Origin of the sequence: Azospirillum sp. A26, assembly GCF_042604635.1 — a bacterium.
Taxonomy (GTDB): domain Bacteria; phylum Pseudomonadota; class Alphaproteobacteria; order Azospirillales; family Azospirillaceae; genus Azospirillum; species Azospirillum palustre.
In genome coordinates this window covers 254,042-275,779 of sequence record NZ_CP170474.1, presented here as the reverse complement: position 1 = coordinate 275,779, position 21,738 = coordinate 254,042, and the positions used below count along the sequence as shown (strand labels likewise).

Here is a 21,738-nt window from a genome sequence, read left to right as displayed (position 1 = left end):
CATGAGGTGGCGTCACAATTGGCTTTCAATGGGCTTTCAATGGGCATGGCCGCCGAGGTAGGCTTCGGCGATGCGCGGGTCGTCCCGCAGCTGGTCGGCCGGGCCGGACAGCACGATCCGGCCATCCTCCAGCACCGCGGCATGGTCGGCAATGCGCAGTGCGGCGCGGGCGTTCTGTTCGACCAGCAGGATCGACACCCCTTCGGCCCGGATGCGGACGATCAGGTCGAAGATCTGGGCGACGATCTTCGGCGCCAGCCCCAGCGACGGTTCGTCGAGCAGAAGCAGGCTCGGCCGGCGCATCAGGGCGCGGGCGATGCACAGCATCTGCTGCTCGCCGCCGGATAGCGATCCGGCATTCTGGCGCAGGCGCTCGCTGAGGATCGGGAACATCGCCAGCACGCGGTCCAGCTCGCCCAGCCCGACATCGCCGCCGCCCAGCACCAGATTCTCGCGGACATTCATGTTGGAGAAGATCTGCCGCCCTTCCGGCGCCTGCGACAGGCCGAGCTGGACGATGCGGTGGGCCGGCATGTTGGCGATAGGCTGGCCGCGGAAGGTGATGGTCCCCTGTTTCGCCCGGTAGATGCCCGACACGGTGCGCATCAGCGTGGTCTTGCCGACGCCGTTGGAGCCGAGCACCGCGACGATGGCGCCATCCGGCACCTCCAGGCGGACGCCGTGCAGGATCTCCTGCGGGCCCATGGCGACATGCAGATCCGCAATCGAGAGCAGAGGCGCGGTCTTTGGCGGCGCGGTCATTCATCCACCCCAAGATAGGCTTCCAGGACGGCGGCATCGGTGCGGATGGCGTCCGGCGTGCCGTCGGCGATCTTGCGGCCGGAGGCCAGCACCAGGATGCGCTGGCAGATGCCCATGACCAGCGTCATGTCGTGTTCGACCAGCATGATGGTCAGGCCCTGCCCGTGCAGCCGCTTGATGAAGGCGGCCAGATCGCGCGTCTCGGTGTCGTTCAGCCCGGCTGCCGGCTCGTCCAGGATCAGGAAGCGCGGCCGCATGGCGAGCGCGCGGGCGATCTCCAGATATTTGCGCTGGCCGTAGGGCAGGTTGGCCGCCAGCTCCGCCGCCACATGGGTCAGGCCGACCGCCTCCAGCGCTTCCCAGGTGCGGCGGCTGATCTCGGCGGAGCGGTCCCGACCGAGCCGGTGCAGGGAGCCGAACAGCGCGCCGAACGCCCCCTGCGGCAGCGCGCCCACGGCGCCGACCGACACGTTGTCGAAGACCGACATGTTGGGGAAGACGCGCAGGTTCTGGAAGGTGCGGCTGATGCCCAGCCGCGCCACCTGATTGGGCTTCAGCCCGCTGATGGTCCTGCCGGCGAAGGCGACGGTGCCGCCGGACAGCGGGGTGAAGCCGGAAATCAGGTTGAACAGCGTTGTCTTGCCGGCGCCGTTCGGTCCGATCAGCCCGACCAGTTCGCCTTCGTTCACATGGGCGGTGACGTCGCCGACCGCCTGCACGCCGCCGAAGCGGCGGCTGACGTTGCGGATTTCAAGAAGATGGGTCATCGCCAGCCGATCCCTTCACCCTTGCCGGTGTTGCGCCACGCCGCACCCAGTTGCCGGCGAACGAGACGCAGGGCGGAGACCTCGCCCAGCAGGCCCTTCGGCAGCAGCAGGATGGAGAGGAACATCACCAGACCGACCATGATGTTGCGGAAATCGCCCAAGGCCCGCAGCCCTTCCGGCAGCAGGATCAGCAGCAGCGCGCCGATGACCGCCCCCGGCAGGCTGCCCAGGCCGCCGACCACCACCATCGCCAGGATCAGGATGGATTCGGAGAATTTGAAGTCGCCCGGCGAGATGTAGCCGGTCATGTGCGCCCACAGGCTGCCCGCCACCCCGGCGAAGAAGGCCGACAGGGTGAAGGCCTCCATCTTCAGCCGCACGGTGCTGACGCCCATGGCGTCGGCGCACTGGTCGTCCTCGCGGATCGAGCGCAGGGCGTTGCCGTAATAGGAGTGGCTCAGCCGGCCGATAGCGATGACCGACAGCGTCACCACCGTCGCCACCGTGTAGTAGGCGGCAAGGCGGCCGGACAGGCTGATGCCGAACAGCTCGAACCCCTTGGAGACGATGACGCCGTTGGGGCCCTTGGTGAAGTCCACCCAGTTCAGCATGACCAGATACAGCATCTGGCCGATGGCGAGCGTCGCCACGGCGAAATAGATGCTGACCAGCCGCATCGTCGGCAGCGCCACCAGGAAGGCGACCAGCGCCGCCACCAGACCGGACAGCGGCAGCGTGACGGTGAAGCCCAGCCCCAGCTTGGAGGTCAGCAGGGCCGCGGTATACGCGCCGACGCCGTAGAAGGCGGCATGGCCCAGATGCAGCAGCCCGGCCACCCCCGTCACCAGATGCATCGAGGCCGACAGCAGGACGAAGATCAGCGCCAGATTGGCGATCTGGTAGAAATAGCCCTTGTCGAAACCGGCCAGCAGCGCCGGAAGCGCGGCGAAGACCAGCAGCAGGATCAGCGCCGGGACCAGCAGCCCCCGGCGCCGGGTCAGGCCATCGGCAGGTGCCGCAGTCTCAAACGCGTTCACGGCGCGCTCCGAACAAGCCGTTGGGGAAGAAGATCAGGGTCAGGATCAGGAAGCCGTAGGCCACCATGTCCGACCAGCCCGACGAGACGAAGGTCGTCGCCATGCTTTCCGAAATGCCGAGGATCAGCGCGCAGATCACGGCTCCGGGGATGGAGGACAGCCCGCCCATCACCATGGCGACGAAGGCCTTGATGCCGGGGGTGAAGCCCATGGCCGGGAAGACCGCGCCATAGTACAGCCCCATCAGGATACCGGCCGCCGCCCCCATCATCGATCCGACGACGAAGGTGGTGATGATGGTGCGGTCGGTGTCGATGCCCACATATTTGGCGCCGAGCGGGTTGTTGGACACCGCGCGGATCGCCAGCCCGACGCGGGTGCGCGTCAGCAGATATTGCAGGCCGATCAGCATGGCGGCGGCGACGCCGAAGATGATGAAGTCGCCGGTCACCAGGATCACCGGGCCGACGCGCACCGGCGTGTTGATCAAATACTCGAAGGGGACGGAGCGCATCTGCGATCCGAAGACTATCTCCAGCGCCTCGCGCACCACGATGGACACCGCCAGAGAGGAGAGCAGGGTCGATTCCCGCATCGCCCGCGATTTCAGCGACGCCTCGTCGGTGAAGCGGCGGAACGGCTTGAAGGCGATCCGCTCCAGCGAAAAGCCTGCAAGCGCCCCGATTGCCAGCGCGCCCAGGATCACCGCCACGATGGGCGGCGCCGTTGCCGAGATCAGCACGAGCCCGGCGAAGGCGCCCAGCGTGTAGATCTCGCCATGGGCGAAGTTGACGACGTTCAGCACGCCGAAGATCAGCGTGAAGCCGATTGCCATCAGCGCGTAGGTCATGCCCAGCGACAGGCCGATGGCGAGCTGCTGGAGATAATAGGGATCGAACATGCGGGCTCTGTCGCTGCGAAAAGGGGCGCTGGGGATCGTTTGCCGGGGGGAGGCGTCAGTCGGCGACCGGAACGAAGACGCCGCCCTTGACCTCGACCTTCACCAGCTCCTTCTCGGCCTCGCGGTCGGCGCTGAAGCTGGTCTTGCCGGTGACGCCGGGGAAGTCCCTGGTCTGGGCCAGCGCGTCGCGCACCTTCTCGCGGGTCGGGTTGGGCGAAGCCTTCTCCACCGCCGCCAGCATGATGCGGACCGCGTCATAGGCCTGGGCCGGGAACTGGCCGGGCACCGCGCCGTCGGAGCGCTTCTTCCACTCGTCGACGAAATGCTGGACGTTCGGCGACGGGTCGGTCGGCAGGAAGTTGGAGGTCAGATGCACCCCCTCCGCCGCGCCGCCGGCCAGCTCGATCAGCTTCGGGCTGTAGGCCGCCGAGGTCGAATAGACCGGCGTCTTGATGCCCAGCTGCTGCAACTGCTTCAGGAACTGCGCGCCGTCCTCGTAGAAGAAGCCGGTGTAGATCGCGTCGGGCTTGGCACGCTCGAGCTTGCTGATCAGCGAGCGGTAGTCCTTCAGGCCGCGGTTGAAGAATTCCGAGAAGGCGACGGTGCCGCCGTTGGCCTTGACCGCGTCGGAAAAGCCGCTGACCACCGACTGGCCCCAGTCTGTCTGCTCCGCGATCACCGCGACGTTCTTGAAGCCCTTGGACGCCATCCATTTGGCGTTGTAGGGGCCTTCCTGCGCCTGGGTGGCGATGTTGCGGAACTGGTACTTGGAAATCTTGGTGTAGTCGGGGTGCGAGGCGGTCTGGGACAGCTGCGGCATGCCGGCGTCCTTGTAGACCTGCGCCGCCGCCATCGACACGCCGGAGGTGAAGTCGCCCAGGACGCCGACGATCTCCTTGTCGTCCACGAACTTGCGGGCGATGTTGGTGCCCTCCTTGGCGTCGGAGCGGCTGTCCTCGAAGATGATCTCGACCTTGAACGGCTTGCCGGCGGCGTTGAACTCGGTCAGCGCGATCTCGGCGGCCTTGCGGAAATCCTGGCCGTACTGCGCGGTGTCGCCGGTCAGCGGCAGCTGGTAGCCGAGCTTGACCGTGTCGGCGGCGAAAGCCGAACCGGCAATGCCGGCGACGGTGAGGGTCGTCAGCGTGAGGAGGCGGAACTTCATGGCGATGGCACCCTCTTATTGTCTGTCTTTGCAGGCGTTGCGGCGATGCGCATTCATTCGGCGGCTTTGGCGCCGGGCAGGACCTTCAGCCGGCAGCAGCCCTCGTCGCCCGGTTTCCAGGTTTCGCCCTTGAAGACGAACCCGGCGGCCTCGAACAGGCCGCCGTCGATGGCGCCGGCCATCTTGCAGAGCAGTTCCAGATCGGTGTCGGACCGGCCCTGCGCCTGCCAGGCTTCCTTCAGCGGGCAGCGGTGGAAATGGATTTCCAGCGCCTCGCCGTCGCACCGCTTGATCTCCGGCGCGAACATGCTGTCGCGGTTGGGAATGCCGTCGAGGAAGGCATGGCACAGGCCGGTCAGGTCGTCGGGACCGTGCCCGGCAAATTTCACGCCCATCGATTCGCCGAGGCGGCGGGTGGATTCCTGTCCGACCTCCAGCGCCGTTTCGGTGCCGAAACGCTCGCGCAGCACATCGAACATGTGGGCGTAGGACGCCGCGCGCATCGCGTAGGCATTGCGCAGAAGGGTGGGGTAGTCGGGGCTGTCGGACATGCTGGCAGTCTCCTTGATCAGACTTCGCGGGCGTCGTTCCAGCGGTATTGCAGGATCTTCAGCGGCCCGATGCGTTGCAGCAGGGCGTTGAAGGGCAGGGGCGTCGGTGCGGTGAAGGGCAGGGCGAGGTCCTTCGGGTCCTGGCCGATGGCGGCGCGGGCCAGCTCCCGCCCCAGCGAGACCGACAGCGCCACGCCGCGTCCGTTGCAGCCGGCCCAGGCGAAGCCGTTCGGCCCCAGCCGGTGGACACGGGGGAAATAATCGGTGGTCATGGCGATGCGGCCATTCCACACATAATCGAAGGTGACGCCGTTCAGTGCCGGGAACATCCCGGCCAGACGGGTGCCGACGATGCGCTTCAACCGCTCCGCCCCGTTCACCGGGTTCAGCAGCGCGCCGCCGGTCACCAGCCGGTTGTCGGCGGTGTAGCGCATGAACCGCAGGTCGCCATGGGTGTCCGACATCGCCTGCCGGGCCGGCAGGACGGTTTTGCGGACGTTGTCGCCCAGGGGAGCGGTCGCCATCTGCCAGGACAGGACCGGCACGACCTCCGTCCGGATTTCCGGGAAGATCGATGCGGTATAGCCGTTGGTGCCCAGCACCAGGGAGCCGGCGGTCACCATGCCCTGCGGGGTGCGGGCGACCCAGGAGTCGCCGCGGCGCTGCACCGACAAGGCGGGGGAGTTGACGTAGACCGCCGCGCCGGCTGCGACCAGCTTGGCGGCGAGCCCGCGCACCAGCGCCAGCGGGTTGATATGCCCGCCGGTCCGGTTCATCCAGCCGCCGAAATAGGCGTCCGTGCCGAGAATGGCGGAGACGGCGGCGCGGTCGAGCAGCTCGACGTCGGCGCCGAACTTGCCCCATTGCGTTGCCCGGCGCTCGGCGATCTTGATGCGGCCCGGCGAATGGACCGGCTGAACCCAGCCGGTCTGTTCCGCCGCGCAGTCGATGCCGAGGCGGCGCACCAGATCGAACAGGGTGGAGGCGCTGTCGCGGATCAGCCCGACCAGCCGCTCCCCGCTCTCCCAACCGAAGCGGTCGATAAGGTCGGCGGGGTCGGGACGGGTCAGCGTCGGGATGACCTGCCCGTTGTTGCGGCCGGAGGCACCCCGTCCCAGTTCGGAGGCCTCCAGCACCACCACGCGGCGCCCGGCCTCGGCCGCATGCAGACCGGCGGAAAGCCCGGTGAAGCCGCCGCCAATCACCAGCATGTCGGCCTGCACGCTGTCCTGCAACGCCGGCAGGGCGGGTGGCGGCGGGGCGGTGGCCTCCCACAGCGAGTCCGGACGCTGCCAGATGCCGCCCCGGCCCGGAATGTCCTGCGCCTGGCCCGCCGCCTGATGTGCCCCTTGGTTCGTCACGTCGCGCCCGTCCCTGTTCGGCTGAAATCCGCTACGCCCTTATCCCCTTTTGGAGTTAGGGCCATCCGTTTCCCGCCGAACTATGGGACAATGGACACACGTACGCAATTCCCAAGATTTTTTCGCGGAAATTTTCTCATGTCATGCGTCTTAATCGGGAAATTGGGACGCATGTACATGATCTGCATCATTTCGGCAGAACGGTTTCCGCCAGCCGCACCCAATAGCTGGCGCCGATGGGCAGCACCGCATCGTTGAAATCATAGTGCGGGCTGTGCAGGTTCCGGCCCTGGTCCGATGGTCCGGCACCAACCCAGACGTAGCAGCCCGGCCGCTTTTGCAGCATGAAGGAGAAATCCTCCGCCCCCATGCTGGGCATCGGATCGAGGTCGAGGGCCTCTTCTCCCACCACGCGTGCCGCTGCCCGCCGGGCCAGTTCCGTCTCCGCGGCGCTGTTGGTGGTGGGCGGATAGCGCCGCTCGTAGCGCAGGCTGGCCTCGACTCCGAATCCGGCGGCGATGGCGGTCGCCACCTCGCCCATGCGGCGCTGGACCAGATCCTGAACCTCCGGCCGGAAGGTGCGGACGGTGCCGCGGAGAACGGCGGTGCCGGGCAGGACATTCCACGTATCGCCGGCGTGGAACTGCGTGACGCTGACGACGGCCGAATCGATGGGGTGGACGCTGCGGCTGGCGATGGTCTGGAGGGCGGAGACGATCTGGCTGCCGACCATGATCGTGTCGGTCCCCATATGCGGCATGCCGGCATGGGTGCCCTTGCCGGTCAGGGTCAACTCGAAGATGTCGTAGGCGGCCATCAGCGGGCCGGGGCGAAGCGCGATGCGGCCGACCTCGAGCCCCGGCCAATTGTGCATGCCGAAGACTTTTTCGACGGGGAAGCGGTCGAACAGCCCTTCCTCCACCATCACCCGGCCGCCGCCCTCATTCTCCTCCGCCGGCTGGAAGATGAAGACGATGGTGCCCCGGAACAGTTCGGGGTGTTCGGTCAGGTAGCGGGCGGCCCCCAGCAGCATCGCCGTGTGCCCGTCATGGCCGCAGGCATGCATGCGGCCGGGATTGCGCGAGCTGTGCGGAAGGTTGGTTTCCTCGTGGATGTGCAGCGCGTCCATGTCGGCGCGGAAGCCGACCATCGGCCCCTCGCCATTGCGCAGGATCCCGACCAGACCGGTCTTGGCGAGACCGCGATGAACCTCCAGCCCGAAGGAGGCCAGCTTTTCCGCCACGAAGTCGCTGGTCCGCTGCTCCTCGAAGGCGGTTTCCGGATGGGCGTGCAGATCGCGCCGCCAATCCGTCATGTCCGCGGTCAGCCCATCGAGCCCCGTAACCATCCCGTCCATCGTCTTGTCCTTATGTTCCAGCAAATCCCTGGGACAATCCTGCCCAAATTATACCGGATCCGAAACGGCCTATTTCGCCGGTGGGCATGCATTCCATCGCATGGCACGGGCGGGGCATCCGGCGGCAGGGGCCGGAAAAGTGTCATGGCTCCAAACATCTCTAGTGACGTTTTAAACATCACAATATATATTTTATATACCGATTTGCATGTGTCAGCGGGGTATGCGGGATGATCACGGCTTCGCAGTTGCGCGCCGCCCGGGCGCTTCTTGGGATCGATCAGAAGACGCTGGCCGAACTGGCCGGCCTGTCCGTCCCGACCATCCAGCGCATGGAGGCCAGCGACGGAAACGTGCGCGGCGTGGTGGAGAGCCTGACCAGGGTGGTGGAAGCGCTCGACCTCGCCGGAATCGAGCTGATCGGCGACAATGCGCAGAGCGTCGCTGGCGGCCGCGGCGTCCGTCTGAAGACACCGGCACCCAGGCCCTAAACACTGGCGCCGAACTCTGGCGCCCACCCCATCGACCGCGCGACGGCGACCGCCGACCTGATGCCGACGATCCCGCCGCCTTATTCCAGAAGGCCGCCGGACAGATGACAGCACCGATTTCCCATCGACCGAGCTTTGCCGAGCTGTTCACGCCGAAGCTCGTCACCATCCTGCGCGAGGGCTACGGGCTTTCGAACCTCCGCGCCGACGCCATCGCCGGACTGACGGTGGCCATCGTCGCGCTTCCGCTGTCGATGGCGATTGCCATCGCGTCGGGCGCGTCGCCGGCACAGGGACTTTACACGGCGATCTTCGGCGGTTTCTTCGTCTCCGCCCTGGGCGGCAGCCGGTTCCAGATCGGCGGGCCCGCCGGCGCCTTCATCGTGCTGGTCGCCGCCACGGTGCAGGCGCATGGCATCGACGGGCTGATCCTCGCCACCCTGCTGTCCGGCCTGATGCTGGCGGCCATCGGCCTTCTGCAGCTGGGAACCTACATCAAATTCATGCCCTATCCGGTGACGGTCGGCTTCACCGCCGGCATCGCCGTCATCATCTTCGCCAGCCAGATCAAGGATCTCCTCGGCCTGACCCTGAGCGGGCCGGAGCCGGGGCCGCTCCTCGAAAAGCTGCCGGTGCTGTGGTCGGGCCTGCCGACGGCCGACCCGGCGTCGGTCGGGCTGGCGCTGGCGTCCGTCGGCATCATCGTCGGGTTGAAGGCGGTGCGGCCCCATTGGCCGGGCATGCTGATCGCGGTCGCCGGCAGCGCCGTCGTGACCGCCGCCTTCGGCCTCGACGTCGCGACCATCGGCACCAAGTTCGGCGGCATTCCGTCGGGCCTGCCGATGCCGGCCCTGCCGGCGATCACGCTCGACAAGGTCCAGGCGGTTCTGCCGAGTGCCATCTCGTTCGCGCTGCTCGGCTCCATCGAATCGCTGCTCTCGGCGGTGGTCGCCGACGGCATGACCGGACGCCGCCACCGCTCCAACTGCGAACTGGTCGGGCAGGGCGTCGCCAACATTGCGTCGGGGCTGTTCGGCGGCATCTGCGTCACCGGCACCATCGCCCGCACGGCGACCAACGTGCGCGCCGGCGCCCATGGGCCGGTCGCCGGCATGCTGCACGCCGTGTTCCTGCTGGTCTTCATCCTGGTCGCGGCACCGCTCGCCAGCTTCATTCCGCTCGCCAGCCTTGCCGGCGTCCTGGCCGTCGTGTCGTGGAACATGGTGGAGAAGCCGGCCATCGCCGCCCTCCTGCGCGCCTCGCGCGGCGATGCCGCGGTGCTGCTGACCACCTTCCTGCTGACGATCTTCACCGGCCTGACCGAAGCCATCGTCATCGGCTTCGCGCTCGGCTCGGTGCTGTTCATCCACCGCATGTCGACGATCACCGCCATCGAGAGCCAGACGCCCTTCGTTGCGGAGGACAGCGCCGACGGCGCCATGGTCGCCCGCAAGCCGTACGATCAGGGTGCGGCCGATCCCGAGGTGGTGATCTACCGGATTTCCGGCGTGTTCTTCTTCGGGGCGGCGGCGTCCATCGGTTCGGTGCTCGACCGCATCGCCGACACCCACCGGGTTCTGATCGTCGATTTCAGCGCCGTGCCGTTTCTCGATTCGACCGCGGCCAACACGATCGAGGGGCTGGCGCACAAGGCGGCGCGGCGCGGCGTGAAGCTGATCCTGACCGGGACCAGCCACGCCTCGCGGCAGGCGCTGTTCAGCCACGGGCTGAAACCGCCCCTGGTCAGCTATGAGCGGACCATCGACGTCGCCCTGCACAAGCTGCGGCGGGACGAGGCCGCGTCGAATGCCGGGGATGGAACGGTGACGCAGGACGCCGTGTAGCAACGCGGGGCGACGCCGATCATCCCAGCAGCGCCGCCACCTCCGCCAGCGTCGGGGCCGAGTCCGCCGCGCCGGCGCGGGTGGTGGCGAGCGCCCCGCAGGCGGCGGCGAAGCGCACCGCGCCAGCCAGATCGTCGCCGCGGGCGAGCGCGAAGGCGAGCCCGCCGTTGAAGCAGTCGCCGGCCGCGACGGTGTCGACCGCGGTCACCGGGAAGGGCGGGATGAAGCCCTGCTGTCCCAGCCCGCGGAAATAGACGCCCTTGGCGCCCATCTTCACGATGGTGATGGACAGGCCGCGCTCGGCCAGCCGCTCCGCGGCGGCGGCGGCCTCGTCCTGGGTCGTCGGCCGCAACCCGACCAGGGATTCGGTCTCCGTCTCGTTCGGGGTCATGGCGTCGACGGCCCGGAAGACTTCGGCGGCCAGCCCGCCATGCGGGGCCGGCGCCGGGTCCAGGATGATGCGGCCGCCGCCGGCCCGCACCGCGCTTGCCGCAGCCAGACCGGCGGTGAGCGGGATTTCCAGCTGAAGCAGCAGGACGGACGCCTCGGCGAACAGCGGGGCGGTCTGCGCCACGTCCTGTTCGCTCACCGCCATGTTGGCGCCGCCGATCACGGTGATGCAGTTCTCGCCGGAGGATTCGACGCCGATCACCGCGATCCCGGTCGGGTTGGCTGCGTCGTTCGACAGATGGCCGGTCCGCACGCCGAAGCCGGCCAGCCGGCTGCGCGCCATCTCGCCGAAGGCATCGCCGCCGGTCCGGCCGACCATCTCGACCGATCCGCCCAGCCGGGCGGATGCTGCGGCCTGGTTGGCGCCCTTGCCGCCCAGCCCCATGGCATAGCCGGTGCCATGCACGGTCTCGCCGGGACGGGGAAGCCGGTCGGAATAGGCGCAGACGTCGATGTTGACGCTGCCGAAGACGACGATGGGACGATTGGAAATCATGAAAGCCTCGCACAGGGCCAGCCGACCGAGGCGCGGAGCACGAGGTCGGGCGGCAGGGTCAACAGGTCGGGCAGGGGCCGGCCGTCTTCGAGATGGTCGATCAGCAGCTCCGCCGCGCGGGCGCCCAGCAGGACCGCGGATTGGCGGATGGTGGACAAGGGCGGGGTGAGGTAGGCCGCCAGTTCGATGTCGTCGTACCCCAGCACCGACAGGCGGTCCGGCACGGCCAGCCCCCGTTCGGCCGCGGCGCGCAGCACGCCGGCCGCCATCAGATCGTTGAAGGCGAAGACCGCCTCCGGCGGCTCTTCCCCATCGAGCAGCGATGCCGCCGCCGTGTAGCCGCCGGCGATGGTCAGGTCGGCCTCGCGCAGCAGCCCCGGCTCCAAAGTCAGGCCGGCCTTGCCCAATTCCTCGACGAAGCCGGCCAGCCGGGCGCGGGAGCGCGGATGGCGCCCCGGACCGGTGATGCAGGCGATGCGGCGGAAGCCGCGCTCCGCCAGCAGCCGGGCCGCCAGCCGTCCGCCCATCACCGAATCGTCGGTCACCGTGCAGGCGCCCGGATGCGGATCGGTGTCGAGCAGCAGCAGCGGCAGGTCGGGCGCCCGCGCCTGCACATTGTCGAGAAAGCCGGGATCGGCGTTGCTGGTCAGCACCGCAAGCCCGTCGATCCGCCGGTTGTGCAGGGCCTCGAAGGCGCGGAGCTGCTTGTCCGGCTCATCGTCGGTGTTGCACAGGATCAGGCTGTAGCCGCGGTCGGAACTGACCGTCTCCAGCCCGTGGATCACATGGGCGAAGAAGGGGTTGGAACTGGCGGTGACGATCATCCCGAGCGTGCGGGTGCGGTTGCCCTTCAACGCGCGGGCGATGCCGTTCGGCGTGTAGCCCAGCCGGTCGATGGCGGCGCGTACCAGCTGCTCGGTTTCCGGCGCCACGAAGCGGGTGGCGTTGATGACGTGGGAGACGGTGCTCATCGACACGCCGGCCTCGCGTGCCACATCCCTGATCGTCACCATGCCGTCGCTCTCCTCAACACGTTCCGCCCCTGCCGGCACAAGCTTCGTCGGCGCAAGCCCCCTTGGCCGCGCCGGCAGAGGCGGGCCCGTGCTTTACTTCGTCACCATCTTCAACTCAACCGGTGTGAAGGCCGGGACCTTCTCGCCCTTCAGGACCTTGTCGGCGGTCTCGACGCCCATCTCGCCGATCAGGCCGGCCTGCTGGGCGACCGTCGCCGTCAGGGTGCCGGCATTGACCGCGGCGACGCCCTCGTCGGTGCCGTCGAAGCCGACCACGGGGATCTTGCGGCCGGACGCCTGGATCGCCTTGGCGGCACCCAGCGCCATCTCGTCGTTGTGGGCGAACACCACGTCGATCTTCTGCTGGGCCTGGAGGATGTTCTCCATGACGTTCAGCGCCTTGGTGCGGTCGAAGTCGGCCGGCTGGCTTGCCACCACCTTCAGGCCGCTGGCCTTGTCCACCGCCTCGTGGAAGCCCTTGCCGCGGTCCCGGGCAGCCGATGCGCCCGGCAGGCCCTGCAACTCGACGACGGCGCCCTGGCCCTTCAGCATGTCGACCACCAGCTGGCCGGCCATCCGGCCGCCGGCGACGTTGTCCGACGCGATGTGCGACGCGACCTCACCGCCATTGGCCGAGCGGTCGAGCGTCACCACCGGAATCTTGGCGCGGTTGGCCGAACGGACCGCCGAGCGGACGGCGTCGGAGTCGGTCGGATTCACCAGCAGAAGCTTGACCTTCTTGTTCACCACATCCTCGACATTGGCCAGCTCCTTGGCCGGGTCGTTCTGGGAGTCGAGGACCAGCAGATTGTAGCCGAGCGCCTTAGCCTTGGTTTCCGCCCCGTTCTTCAGCGTGACGAAGAACGGGTTGTTGAGGGTCGAGACGACCAGGGCGATGGTGTCGGCCGCCTGGGCGTTGGCCGAGGCGAGCAGGGCGGTGGCGGCGACGGTGGCCGCGGTCAGAAGCTTACGCATGGTTGGATTCCTTCCTCATCGTTCTTGTTCGTCTGATTGGGGCAAGCAACAGGTACAGGAGGGCCGATCTGGGGAAACGGCCGCCTTACGGCGATTTGCGGCTGTCGGCGAGCACCGCGAGCAGGATGACCGCGCCCTTGGCGATCATCTGGTAATAGGAGGAGACGTCCATCAGGTTCAGCGCGTTGTTCAGCACGCCGATGATGAGGGCGCCGACCAGCGTGCCGAACAGGGTGCCCTTGCCGCCTGACAGGCTGGTGCCGCCGACCACGACGGCGGCGATGGCGTCCAGCTCGTACCCGGCACCGGCGGTCGGCTGCGCGCTTTCCAGCCGGGCGGTCAGGATGACGCCGGCCAGCGCCGCCAGCAGGCCCGACAGCGCGTAGATCGTCGTCTTTTCCAGATTGACGCGGATGCCGGACAGCCGCGCCACCACCTCGTTGCCGCCGACCGCGTAGGTGTAGCGGCCGAAGCGGGTGCGGGTCAGGACGAGGCCGCAGACGGCGAAGACCGCCGCCGCCACGACCACCGGCACCGGAATGCCGAGCAGATAGCCGCCGCCGACGCTCCAGAACGCATCGGCCGCCGCACCGGTCCCGGTGGTGATCGGCCGCCCGTCGGTGAAGACCAGCGTGGCGCCGCGCAGCATCGTCATGGCGACCAGCGTGGCGACGAAGGGCTGCACGCCGCCGGTGCCGATGACGACGCCGTTGATGGCGCCCAGACCGGCGCCCAGCAGCAGGCTGAGCGGGATCGCCAGCCAGATCGACAGGTCGCCCGCCACAAGCCAGGCGCAGACCGCGCCGCAGAAGGCCAGCACCGAGCCGACCGACAGGTCGATGCCGCCGGACAGGATGACGTAGGTCATGCCGACCGCGATCACCGCGTTGATCGAGGTCTGCCGCAGGATGTTCAGCAGATTGTCGACCGTCATGAAGCTGGGGCTCATGACCGCGACGGCGGCCATCAGCACGATCAGGCCGACCAGCGGCTTGTTGCGGGACAGGAAGCGTTTCAGCGTGGTCATCGTCGTCTCTCTTCCTGCCCGTCAGCCGATCGCGCAGGCCATGATCTTTTCCTGGGTCGCCTCGTCCCGGCCGAAGCGGCCGGTGATCCGCCCGCCCGCCATCACGAGGATGCGGTCCGACAGGCCCAGCAGCTCCGGCATGTCCGAGGACATCAGCAGGATGCACAGGCCCTTGGCCTTCAGATCGTTGATCAGGCCGTAGATCTCGCGCCGTGCGCCGACATCGACGCCGCGCGTCGGCTCGTCGAGGATGACGATTTTGGGCGACAGCATCAGCGCCTTGGCCAGCGAGATCTTCTGTTGGTTGCCGCCGGACAGCGTCCGCACCTCCGCCCCGATGCCGTGCGCTTTGACGGCGAAGGCGGCCATGAAGCGGTCGACGGCGGTCCGCTCGTCGGCCTGCCGGACGACACCGCCGGGGCCGCAGAGCTGCTTGAGCGCCGCCAGCGACATGTTGGTGCGGATCGAATGGCCCTGGATCAGCCCCTCGGCCTTGCGGTCTTCGGGCACATAGGCGATGCCGGCGGCGACGCCGTCGCGGGGATGGCGCAGCCGGACCTCGGCGCCATCGACCCGAACGCTGCCGGCGCGCAGCCGGCTGGCGCCGAAGATCGCCTTGCCCAGTTCGGTCCGTCCGGCGCCCATCAGCCCGGCGAAGCCCAGGATCTCGCCGCCGGCGGCGCTGAAGCTGACATCGTTCACGCCGTCGGCGCTCAATCCCTCCACCGTCAGCCGCTCCGCCCCGGCGGGACAGGGCAGATAGGGGTACTGGTCGGTGATCGAGCGGCCGACCATATGGCGGATCAGGGCCGCCTCGTCGAGATCGGCAACCGCCCCGCGATGGACCATCTGGCCGTCGCGCAGGACCGTGACGCTGTCGCACAGCGCGAAGATTTCGCCCAGCCGGTGCGAGATGTAGACGATGCCCTTGCCGTCGGCCTTCAGGCCGCGGATCACCTCGAACAGGACGGCGGTCTCGACGTCGGTCAGCGCGTCGGTCGGCTCGTCCATGACGATCAGTTCGGCGTTCAGCGACAGGGCGCGGGCGATCTCCACCATCTGCTGCTGGCCGACGCTGAGGCTTCCGACCGGACAGTCCGGATCGATGGTCTGGCGCAGCCGCTCCAGCAGGGCCTTGGCTTCGCGCCGCATCCGGCCGCGGTCGATCAATCCCAGCCGGTTGCGCGGCTCGCGCCCCAGCCAGATGTTGTCGGCCACCGACAGATGGGGCAGCAGGTTCAATTCCTGATGGATCATCGCGATGCCGGCGTCGATGGCCTGCCGCGGCGCGGTGAAGCGCACCGGCTGGCCGCGGAATGTCATTGCGCTGGAACTGTCGGGCTGGACGATGCCGGTGACGATCCGCATCAGCGTCGATTTGCCGGCGCCATTCTCGCCGATCAGGGCCATGACCTCGCCGGCACGCAGGCGGAAATCCACCCCGTCCAGCACCGTCACGCCGTTGAAGCCTTTGCCGACCCCCTGGAGGTCGAGCAGGAATCCGGATCGGGAGTCCATCACGCCCTCTGCGTTCAGAAGGTTACGCCGGAATAGAGAAGGATGTTGGCGTAGGGGCTGCATTCGCCCGTGCGCACGACAGCGGCGGAGGACACGGTCAGCCGCTTGAACTCCTCGTGGGGGACTTCCTCCACCGCGATCTGCCGGCCCTGCGCCGCGGCCATCCGGTCCAGCCGGACGGACAGCTGGGCGCGTAGCGACGGATTGGCAATCGCCATCTCGGTCGCGATCACCACGCGTTCCACCATCATCTCGTCCGTCACCGCGTCGAGGATGTCGAGGAAGGAGGGCAGGCCCGGCGTCACCGCGAGGTCGATCCGTTCCGGCCCGGCTGGAATCGGCAGCCCGGCATCGGCGATGGCCAACGCCTGCGTATGGCCAAGCGAGGCAATCGCATGGCTGAGCGGGGCATTGAGAAGGCCAATCCGTTTCATCGCAAAGCGGCTCCAACTTGGCGGGACAGGCCGAAGCTAGCGTCATCGAAACGTTTGCGCAAACGTTTGCGTTGCTGCGCCGCACCAATTCCGCGCGCTTTCGCCGACGGCGCGATGCTGCGCCGCCGCTCCGGGACGTTAAGAAATGTCGATCTTCAGTTATTTATGCGCCGGGCTTGCCTGCGCGTGTCCGGCCGCCGCTCAGACGGCGTAGGTGCCGTCGAACAGATCGCCGAGGGCGAAGCGCGTGAGGGCCCGCAGTCGCGCCACCCGCCGATGTTTCTCGCGACCGGTCACGAAGTGGCAGCGACGGCAGAGCCGGTGATGGTCTTCAGCGGCCATCCTTGCCGCTGCCGACTGACGGTAGAGACCGACAATGGCACGCGAGTGACGCAGACGGGCATAGTCGACGACATCCGGCCAGGACGCCTGGTCGCCGTTGGCGTCGATCCACCCGTTGTCGGGCGACAGCCAGCGGCCGTCGGGCAGGCAACGAAGCATCTGCCCATGTGGCCGGCCGCAATGGTCACAGCGGAGATCGATGGACGGGCTGGAGTCGTCAGCGCTGTTGACCATGAGATCGAAGACCGTGGATGGCGGGACCGGGCCTGATTCTAGCGAAGCTTCGGGCTCGTGGGAATCCCCTCCGTGCTTGCCGGCGTTTCCCTGATTGGAACCTCCGTCTGGAACACCCGCTTGTCGAAATCGTCGATCAGCACCTCAAGACGCAACGACCATTGCCCGGCCAGCGGCAGCGTCGTGTCGTCGGCTCCGAAGAAGCCGGGGCCGAGATTCGTCAGGCCATGCCGCAGCGGAGCCACACCCGCCGAAGGAAGCTCCCAATTCATCGTCACCTCACGGGCAGCAACCGGTTTGCCGTCCTCGTTCTGAAGGTGAAGCCGGATGCCGTTGCGCCCGGGACTGGCCGGGACGACGTCGATGAGGGCGATGAGCCCGCCTTTCACCGCGACGGTGGAGAAGCCGGCCGGCGGCTTGTCCTCGCTTGCGTGGAGCGCGCGCGGCGGCGGCGTCAGGGCGAAGGCCGCCGTCAGCAGCAGGGCGGTTCCTGCCGCCGCCATCTCCAGGCCGATGCTCCGCCGCAGGGACCTGAGGGCGCGGTCGCCAATCCGGTGCAGGGCGGGGGTCAGGACCTGCCGGTTCCACGCCGCCAGTGCGAGCAGCAGCAGGACCGCCAGCATCTTGCCCAGCCATACCCAGCCATAGCCGCTGGACAGGACTGACTGCACCGACTGGAGTTGGATCGCGGACAGAACCATGCCGGCTCCGGCCAGAATGGCCACGGCACCGATGGCGATGCGCGAGAAGCGGCGGGTCAGCCTTGCGGCCTCGGCCGGGGATTCCAGGCGCAGCGCCATGGACAGCGGCCAGAAGGCGCCGATCCAGAAGGCCGCCATCAGCCCGTGCAGGCCGACGAGCGGTGCGCTCAGCCAGCGGAGAGAAGCTGTGGCGGCGTGACCGGTGGCGGCCAGCGAGGCGGCTCCCAGCAAGGCCCCCGTCACCAGCAGCACCGGCCCCATGGCAGACCGGGCCTCGACGGCCAAGCCGCAAGCCGAGCAGAGCAGGGCCAGCAGTGCGATGCCGGCGCTGAGGCCGACGCTGCTCCCCGCCCCGGTGGTCCAGGGGGCTCCGGTCGCCAGGGCGGCAAGCGGCTGGCCGGCCAGAGTCGCCCCGGTCACTCCCACCAGCAGCACCGCCGACAGGCCGGCCACCAGCAGCATCAGGCAGAGAGCCGGCTTCAGGCGGTCGTTGAGCGGTGCCCAGCGCCCGGTCACCAGCAGCAGGAACAGGCCGCCCCCGGTGCCGGCCAGCAGGGCGGCATAGTGCATCGCTCGCAGCAGCAAGCCGGCGAAGGCGGCAGCCTGGGACGGATCGTCCGCTGGGGATGTGCCGGTCGTCGGTGCCGGCGTCACGCCGATTCCGAACGTGAAGGATCCTGCGACGGGATGCCCATCCGCGGAGGTGACGCGATAGCTGGCGACATACAGGCCCTTCGGCAGTCCCGGCGGCAGGGCGAGGCGGACGCGGTTGTCCTCCGCCAGCGCACCCTGCGGATCGGCCATGTCCCGCCCCTGCCCGTCGAGCAGTTGGATGCGGACGGGAGTGACGGGCTCGTTGAACTCCAGCGACAGGGTTGCCGGCGCGGTGTCGAGGCTGGCGCCGTCGGCTGGCACGGACTCCATCAGGACGGCATGGGCCCAGCCGGTCCGCGGCAGGGCTGCGAGGAGCAGCACGGCGAAGAAGAGGACGGGCAGGCTTGTAAGCCTGCGGCGCGGGCTGGGACGCATGAGGATGCCTCGCTGTCGGGAAGGGCGAGGGCCGCGGAAGAGAGGCGGCCAAGGGGCTGCATGCCGTTCAGCCATCGCGGCAGCCGGCATGCAGCCCGATCTTCCGGCCGGTGCCGGGGCGCCGTCAGTGCTGCTTGGGTTCGGTCAGCTTGAGGCCCGGTGCCGGCTCGCGATAATCGCCCGCCGGTTTGCCGGCTTCGGGGATCTCGATCCAGCGGTGGACGCCTTTCTCGCACTCCTGCACCACCGGGATGTAAATCATGGTGCCGGCGGGCTGTTTGGGCAGCACGACCTGAAAGACGAACTCGTCGTACCAGGCGTCGGGCAGGCTGCCGGCGGTCCAGGCGATTTCGGTGACCCCCTGGGTGATGCTGCGGCCGTGCGACTCATAAGGCTGGGCGTAGGGGCCTTCCTTGGTCGCCAGGGTCCAGCCCGGCTTCGGCATCGGCTTGGCCAGCACCGCCCCGTCGGGCAGGCGGACGCGGATGGCGGTGGTCGGCGAGCCGTCGCAGCCGTGGCCGACCTTGAGCACCGCCTTGTAATAGCTGCCGGCCGGCGCCTCGCGGGTTTCCAGCGTGACATGCGCAGCGGCGCTGCCGGCGGACAGGGCAAGGCAAAGGGTCCCGGCGGCGAGCGCCAGGGAAGTGATGCGGGTCATGATGCGCTCCTGAACGGAATGATGGTCCGGTGATGACGGGGGAAACAGGCCGTCACACCGGCGGAGCGCGGGGATTGAGACAGGTCAGGAAATGGTCGTCCGGGCGAATGCCGGCGGCAACCGGTGCGGCGACCGGCACGCGATGGACAGCCTGCGGCCGGACGACGGCGGAACCGGGGAGCAGGCCATGGATGCCAAGCACAAGGCAGAAGGCGCAGAGGCTGTCATGATCCATGACGGGATGGCCGGACCCGTCATGGGTTCCGCCGCCCTGGTCTCCGCCAGCCAGCCCTTCGCTGTCCTGTGCATCGGATGGGAGGGTGCCGCAATGGTCGGCTGCCGTCGGGGCGGTCAGGAAACCGGCGGGCAATCCCGCCTGCGCCCGTGCCGCCATGGCCAGATCGGGAACCGCCACCTGGATCAGCAGAGCCAGCACGGCAATCCCGCCAACCAGGGCATGGCGCAGTCCGACCGTACCGGCGGGAGCGCCGGTACGGAGGGAGGCATGCGTGTTGCGCGCGGTCTGGCGGCGGGCCATACGGGGGAGCCGGCTGTTGCGGAAAGCCGCGACCAACCTTCACGCGCAGCCGCGCTCAGTCAAGCCATTCGGCGGTGGCGGGACGATTTGACCACCCTCCCCGATAATGTGCGGGCGGTCGCCGTCAGCCCGTGCCCTGGGTTGTGCCGCCGTTGGGTGGCCTCTCGCCACTCGCGAGACGCGACTCGCATAATCAGCTTATCCCATTGTCGCATTCCGCTTCTTCCTCGCCTGTGCTCAGATCGGGCGTGCCGTGAGCAACCCAAGGGAGGAAAAATCATGAAACGGAACAGATTGATCCCCATTCTTCTGCTGTGTACGGGATCGTTCGCCACGACGGCGCAGGCCCAGACGGCCCACACGCTGAAGTTCTGGAACCTGACCACGGAAACCATCACCGAGCTGAAACTTGCGGAACCCGGCACGAACAAGTGGGGCAAGAACCAGACGCTGAACGACAAGGACAAGACGGTCGAGGCCGATGAACGCCTGAAGCTCAGCGACGTCAAGCCGGGGACCTGGGATGTCAGAATGAAGGACAAGAAGGGGCGCACCTGCGTCCTGCGCAATGTCGCCCTGTCGGGGACCGAGGCCTATGCGTTTTCGATCAGTGAAGACGATGTGAAGACATGCGCCCGCAAATGATCGTCTGTCATCTCTGACCTGCGGACAGTGCCGGGGCGATGCCGGACCGGACAGCCGACGGGAAGCGTCGGTGCCGATCCGGCTTTCGCTGATGTGACGGGGCCGGCTCCTGTGAACGGCTCCGGCCGTCCGTTCAGTCCGCGTCCTCGAACGCGAAGGTCTCGGTCTCGTCGTCGTAGGTGAACAGCTCGGCATAGCGTGCCCAGCTGGTGACGGCCTTCAGCGTCTCCTCGGCATAGCTCTCGCTCATGAAGGGCATCAGTTCGGCCCGGATGCGGCTGCTCGGCACGCGCTGCGTCGCCGGTTCCTTCAGCAGGCCATGGATGTGGGCCGCCAGCGGCACGTAGCGGATCAGATGCTCCGCGAACAGCCGCTTGCGGTCCTCCAGGCCGGATTCGGCGAACAGCCGGCCGGGTTCGGTCAGATGGATGTCGCCCTCCGCCACCTCCGCCAGACCCAGCATCTGCAACGTCTCGGCAATCGGGAACAGGTCGTCGATCTCATGCTGGAGTGCGGCGGCCAGATGCGGCAGGTCGGCCTTGCCATGGTAGGCCGGCGAGGCCAGCGTCTCCAACAGGCCGGCCAGCAGGTTGGTGGACACATGCTCCAGCGGTACGGCATGGGCCGGCGGCTGCTTGGTCGCCGACGACGACGCCACCAGCGGCTTGCGCGCGGTCATCCGGCCATAGATGTCGTCCACCATGGCGCGGAACTGCGGGTCCAGGCGGTTGCGCGGGTGGGGGATGTCCACCCGGATTTCCGCCGCCACCCGTCCGGGGTTGGAGGAGAAGACCAGGATGCGGTCGCACATCAGCACCGCCTCCTCGATGTTGTGGGTCACCATCAGGATCGACTTGATCGGCAGCCGCCGCTCCATCCACAGGTCGAGCAGGTCGGTGCGCAGCGTCTCCGCCGTCAGCACGTCCAGCGCCGAGAAGGGCTCGTCCATCAGCAGGATTTCCGGATGGACCACCAGCGCGCGGGCGAACCCCACCCGCTGGCGCATGCCGCCGGACAGCTCCTTGGGATAGGCGGATTCGAAGCCGGACAGGCCGATCAGGTCGATGGCCTCCTCGGTCCGCGCCTCGGCCTCGCGGGCGGGCACGCCCTTGGCCTTCAAGCCGGCCATGACGTTTTCCCACACCGTCAGCCAAGGGAAGAGGGCGAAGGTCTGGAAGACCATCGCCACCCCGTCGGTCGGGCCGGCGACCGGCTCGCCATGATGGTGGACGGAGCCGCCGGTCGGCTTGACCAGCCCGGCGACGATGCGCAGCAGGGTCGACTTGCCGGAGCCGGAGCGGCCGAGCAGCCCGACGATCTCGCCGTCGCGCAGGGTCAGGTCGACATTGTCGAGCACGACGTAATCCTGTCCCGACGGCTTGGCATAGGCCTGACGGACGCCGCTCAGCTCGAAGATGGTGGTGTTGCGGGTGTTCAGCATG

General features: G+C 68.1%; 22 protein-coding genes. 3 read left to right on the top strand and 19 right to left on the bottom strand.

The genetic code is table 11. The annotated features are described in order from the left end of the window. Window positions 1-36 precede the first annotated feature (36 nt). The 8 genes from ABNQ39_RS25000 to ABNQ39_RS24965 all read right to left on the bottom strand — a co-directional run bounded on the left by ABNQ39_RS25000 (window position 37) and on the right by ABNQ39_RS24965 (window position 7,901). A complete protein-coding gene (locus tag ABNQ39_RS25000; protein WP_376963212.1) occupies window positions 37-762 on the bottom strand; it encodes an ABC transporter ATP-binding protein in 726 nt (241 codons plus the stop codon). Then, complete coding sequence (locus ABNQ39_RS24995; protein WP_376963209.1) at window positions 759-1,529, bottom strand: ABC transporter ATP-binding protein; 771 nt, start codon at window positions 1,527-1,529, stop codon at window positions 759-761. The genes ABNQ39_RS25000 and ABNQ39_RS24995 overlap by 4 nt, the downstream gene beginning before the upstream one ends. Then, window positions 1,526-2,566 (bottom strand): branched-chain amino acid ABC transporter permease, encoded by a 1,041-nt coding sequence (locus tag ABNQ39_RS24990; RefSeq protein ID WP_376963206.1) that lies wholly within the window; start codon window positions 2,564-2,566, stop codon window positions 1,526-1,528. Before ABNQ39_RS24990 ends, ABNQ39_RS24995 begins: the two co-directional genes overlap by 4 nt. Continuing rightward, a complete protein-coding gene (locus ABNQ39_RS24985) occupies window positions 2,553-3,467 on the bottom strand; it encodes a branched-chain amino acid ABC transporter permease (protein ID WP_098736474.1) in 915 nt (304 codons plus the stop codon). Before ABNQ39_RS24985 ends, ABNQ39_RS24990 begins: the two co-directional genes overlap by 14 nt. A gap of 55 nt (window positions 3,468-3,522) precedes the next feature. Next, entirely contained in the window at window positions 3,523-4,632 is a 1,110-nt protein-coding gene (locus ABNQ39_RS24980) for an ABC transporter substrate-binding protein (RefSeq protein WP_376963202.1), read from the bottom strand. A gap of 53 nt (window positions 4,633-4,685) precedes the next feature. After that, window positions 4,686-5,183 (bottom strand): L-2-amino-thiazoline-4-carboxylic acid hydrolase, encoded by a 498-nt coding sequence (locus tag ABNQ39_RS24975; RefSeq protein ID WP_376963199.1) that lies wholly within the window; start codon window positions 5,181-5,183, stop codon window positions 4,686-4,688. Between the two features lie 17 nt (window positions 5,184-5,200). Further along, on the bottom strand, window positions 5,201-6,544 hold the full coding sequence (locus ABNQ39_RS24970) for an NAD(P)/FAD-dependent oxidoreductase (protein WP_376963197.1): 1,344 nt from the start codon (window positions 6,542-6,544) through the stop codon (window positions 5,201-5,203). Between the two features lie 187 nt (window positions 6,545-6,731). Further along, window positions 6,732-7,901, bottom strand: a complete 1,170-nt coding sequence (locus ABNQ39_RS24965) for a M20 aminoacylase family protein (RefSeq protein WP_376963194.1) — start codon at window positions 7,899-7,901, stop codon at window positions 6,732-6,734. A 230-nt stretch (window positions 7,902-8,131) separates the two neighbouring features. On the opposite strand from ABNQ39_RS24965, the gene ABNQ39_RS24960 reads away from it, so the two are divergent. Together ABNQ39_RS24960 and ABNQ39_RS24955 are read left to right on the top strand one after the other, a co-directional pair. Then, window positions 8,132-8,392 (top strand): helix-turn-helix domain-containing protein, encoded by a 261-nt coding sequence (locus ABNQ39_RS24960; RefSeq protein ID WP_376963191.1) that lies wholly within the window; start codon window positions 8,132-8,134, stop codon window positions 8,390-8,392. Window positions 8,393-8,496: 104 nt separating this feature from the next. Continuing rightward, entirely contained in the window at window positions 8,497-10,236 is a 1,740-nt protein-coding gene (locus ABNQ39_RS24955; RefSeq protein WP_376963188.1) for a SulP family inorganic anion transporter, read from the top strand. Window positions 10,237-10,255: 19 nt separating this feature from the next. On the opposite strand, the gene rbsK is transcribed toward ABNQ39_RS24955, so the two are convergent. The 10 genes from rbsK to ABNQ39_RS24905 all read right to left on the bottom strand — a co-directional run bounded on the left by rbsK (window position 10,256) and on the right by ABNQ39_RS24905 (window position 19,651). After that, complete coding sequence (gene rbsK / locus ABNQ39_RS24950; RefSeq protein ID WP_376963185.1) at window positions 10,256-11,182, bottom strand: ribokinase; 927 nt, start codon at window positions 11,180-11,182, stop codon at window positions 10,256-10,258. Next, window positions 11,179-12,195, bottom strand: coding sequence for a LacI family DNA-binding transcriptional regulator (locus tag ABNQ39_RS24945; protein ID WP_376963182.1), 1,017 nt, complete (start codon window positions 12,193-12,195; stop codon window positions 11,179-11,181). The genes rbsK and ABNQ39_RS24945 overlap by 4 nt, the downstream gene beginning before the upstream one ends. A gap of 93 nt (window positions 12,196-12,288) precedes the next feature. Next, window positions 12,289-13,170 carry a ribose ABC transporter substrate-binding protein RbsB gene (gene rbsB / locus ABNQ39_RS24940; RefSeq protein WP_376963179.1) on the bottom strand — a complete coding sequence of 294 codons (882 nt, stop codon included), beginning with the start codon at window positions 13,168-13,170 and terminating at the stop codon, window positions 12,289-12,291. Between the two features lie 85 nt (window positions 13,171-13,255). Further along, complete coding sequence (rbsC, locus tag ABNQ39_RS24935) at window positions 13,256-14,197, bottom strand: ribose ABC transporter permease (RefSeq protein ID WP_098736466.1); 942 nt, start codon at window positions 14,195-14,197, stop codon at window positions 13,256-13,258. 21 nt (window positions 14,198-14,218) lie between these two features. Next, window positions 14,219-15,715: a sugar ABC transporter ATP-binding protein gene (locus ABNQ39_RS24930; RefSeq protein WP_376963175.1), complete on the bottom strand. Its 1,497-nt coding sequence runs from the start codon at window positions 15,713-15,715 to the stop codon at window positions 14,219-14,221. Between the two features lie 14 nt (window positions 15,716-15,729). Continuing rightward, window positions 15,730-16,149, bottom strand: a complete 420-nt coding sequence (rbsD, locus tag ABNQ39_RS24925; protein ID WP_376963172.1) for a D-ribose pyranase — start codon at window positions 16,147-16,149, stop codon at window positions 15,730-15,732. 201 nt (window positions 16,150-16,350) lie between these two features. After that, window positions 16,351-16,725: a hypothetical protein gene (locus ABNQ39_RS24920; RefSeq protein WP_376963169.1), complete on the bottom strand. Its 375-nt coding sequence runs from the start codon at window positions 16,723-16,725 to the stop codon at window positions 16,351-16,353. Between the two features lie 38 nt (window positions 16,726-16,763). Next, window positions 16,764-18,455, bottom strand: a complete 1,692-nt coding sequence (locus tag ABNQ39_RS24915; RefSeq protein ID WP_376963166.1) for a copper resistance CopC/CopD family protein — start codon at window positions 18,453-18,455, stop codon at window positions 16,764-16,766. A gap of 124 nt (window positions 18,456-18,579) precedes the next feature. Beyond that, window positions 18,580-19,113: a YcnI family copper-binding membrane protein gene (locus ABNQ39_RS24910; RefSeq protein WP_376963163.1), complete on the bottom strand. Its 534-nt coding sequence runs from the start codon at window positions 19,111-19,113 to the stop codon at window positions 18,580-18,582. A 52-nt stretch (window positions 19,114-19,165) separates the two neighbouring features. Further along, the gene (locus ABNQ39_RS24905; protein WP_376963160.1) at window positions 19,166-19,651 is read right to left on the bottom strand and encodes a DUF2946 family protein; all 486 of its coding nucleotides are present in this window, start codon (window positions 19,649-19,651) and stop codon (window positions 19,166-19,168) included. A gap of 279 nt (window positions 19,652-19,930) precedes the next feature. On the opposite strand from ABNQ39_RS24905, the gene ABNQ39_RS24900 reads away from it, so the two are divergent. Further along, window positions 19,931-20,296, top strand: a complete 366-nt coding sequence (locus tag ABNQ39_RS24900) for a hypothetical protein (RefSeq protein ID WP_376963158.1) — start codon at window positions 19,931-19,933, stop codon at window positions 20,294-20,296. Between the two features lie 133 nt (window positions 20,297-20,429). Here the strand turns inward: ABNQ39_RS24900 and ABNQ39_RS24895 are convergent, their stop codons facing one another. Further along, window positions 20,430-21,737, bottom strand: a complete 1,308-nt coding sequence (locus ABNQ39_RS24895) for an ABC transporter ATP-binding protein (RefSeq protein ID WP_376963155.1) — start codon at window positions 21,735-21,737, stop codon at window positions 20,430-20,432. Window position 21,738 lies beyond the last annotated feature (1 nt).

Excerpts from the sequence above, each read along its gene's own strand:
- ABNQ39_RS24995 (WP_376963209.1), bottom strand. The coding sequence starts at position 1,529 with ATGACCCATCTTCTTGAAATCCGCAACGTCAGCCGCCGCTTCGGCGGC.
- ABNQ39_RS24975 (WP_376963199.1), bottom strand. The coding sequence starts at position 5,183 with ATGTCCGACAGCCCCGACTACCCCACCCTTCTGCGCAATGCCTACGCG.
- ABNQ39_RS24945 (WP_376963182.1), bottom strand. The coding sequence starts at position 12,195 with ATGGTGACGATCAGGGATGTGGCACGCGAGGCCGGCGTGTCGATGAGC.
- ABNQ39_RS24960 (WP_376963191.1), top strand. The coding sequence starts at position 8,132 with ATGATCACGGCTTCGCAGTTGCGCGCCGCCCGGGCGCTTCTTGGGATC.
- rbsK (WP_376963185.1), bottom strand. The coding sequence starts at position 11,182 with ATGATTTCCAATCGTCCCATCGTCGTCTTCGGCAGCGTCAACATCGAC.
- ABNQ39_RS24910 (WP_376963163.1), bottom strand. The coding sequence starts at position 19,113 with ATGACCCGCATCACTTCCCTGGCGCTCGCCGCCGGGACCCTTTGCCTT.
- rbsC (WP_098736466.1), bottom strand. The coding sequence starts at position 14,197 with ATGACCACGCTGAAACGCTTCCTGTCCCGCAACAAGCCGCTGGTCGGC.
- rbsD (WP_376963172.1), bottom strand. The coding sequence starts at position 16,149 with ATGAAACGGATTGGCCTTCTCAATGCCCCGCTCAGCCATGCGATTGCC.
- ABNQ39_RS24895 (WP_376963155.1), bottom strand. The coding sequence starts at position 21,737 with ATGCTGAACACCCGCAACACCACCATCTTCGAGCTGAGCGGCGTCCGT.
- rbsB (WP_376963179.1), bottom strand. The coding sequence starts at position 13,170 with ATGCGTAAGCTTCTGACCGCGGCCACCGTCGCCGCCACCGCCCTGCTC.
- ABNQ39_RS24920 (WP_376963169.1), bottom strand. The coding sequence starts at position 16,725 with ATGGTCAACAGCGCTGACGACTCCAGCCCGTCCATCGATCTCCGCTGT.
- ABNQ39_RS24965 (WP_376963194.1), bottom strand. The coding sequence starts at position 7,901 with ATGGACGGGATGGTTACGGGGCTCGATGGGCTGACCGCGGACATGACG.
- ABNQ39_RS24915 (WP_376963166.1), bottom strand. The coding sequence starts at position 18,455 with ATGCGTCCCAGCCCGCGCCGCAGGCTTACAAGCCTGCCCGTCCTCTTC.
- ABNQ39_RS25000 (WP_376963212.1), bottom strand. The coding sequence starts at position 762 with ATGACCGCGCCGCCAAAGACCGCGCCTCTGCTCTCGATTGCGGATCTG.
- ABNQ39_RS24980 (WP_376963202.1), bottom strand. The coding sequence starts at position 4,632 with ATGAAGTTCCGCCTCCTCACGCTGACGACCCTCACCGTCGCCGGCATT.
- ABNQ39_RS24930 (WP_376963175.1), bottom strand. The coding sequence starts at position 15,715 with ATGGACTCCCGATCCGGATTCCTGCTCGACCTCCAGGGGGTCGGCAAA.
- ABNQ39_RS24900 (WP_376963158.1), top strand. The coding sequence starts at position 19,931 with ATGAAACGGAACAGATTGATCCCCATTCTTCTGCTGTGTACGGGATCG.
- ABNQ39_RS24905 (WP_376963160.1), bottom strand. The coding sequence starts at position 19,651 with ATGGCCCGCCGCCAGACCGCGCGCAACACGCATGCCTCCCTCCGTACC.
- ABNQ39_RS24985 (WP_098736474.1), bottom strand. The coding sequence starts at position 3,467 with ATGTTCGATCCCTATTATCTCCAGCAGCTCGCCATCGGCCTGTCGCTG.
- ABNQ39_RS24955 (WP_376963188.1), top strand. The coding sequence starts at position 8,497 with ATGACAGCACCGATTTCCCATCGACCGAGCTTTGCCGAGCTGTTCACG.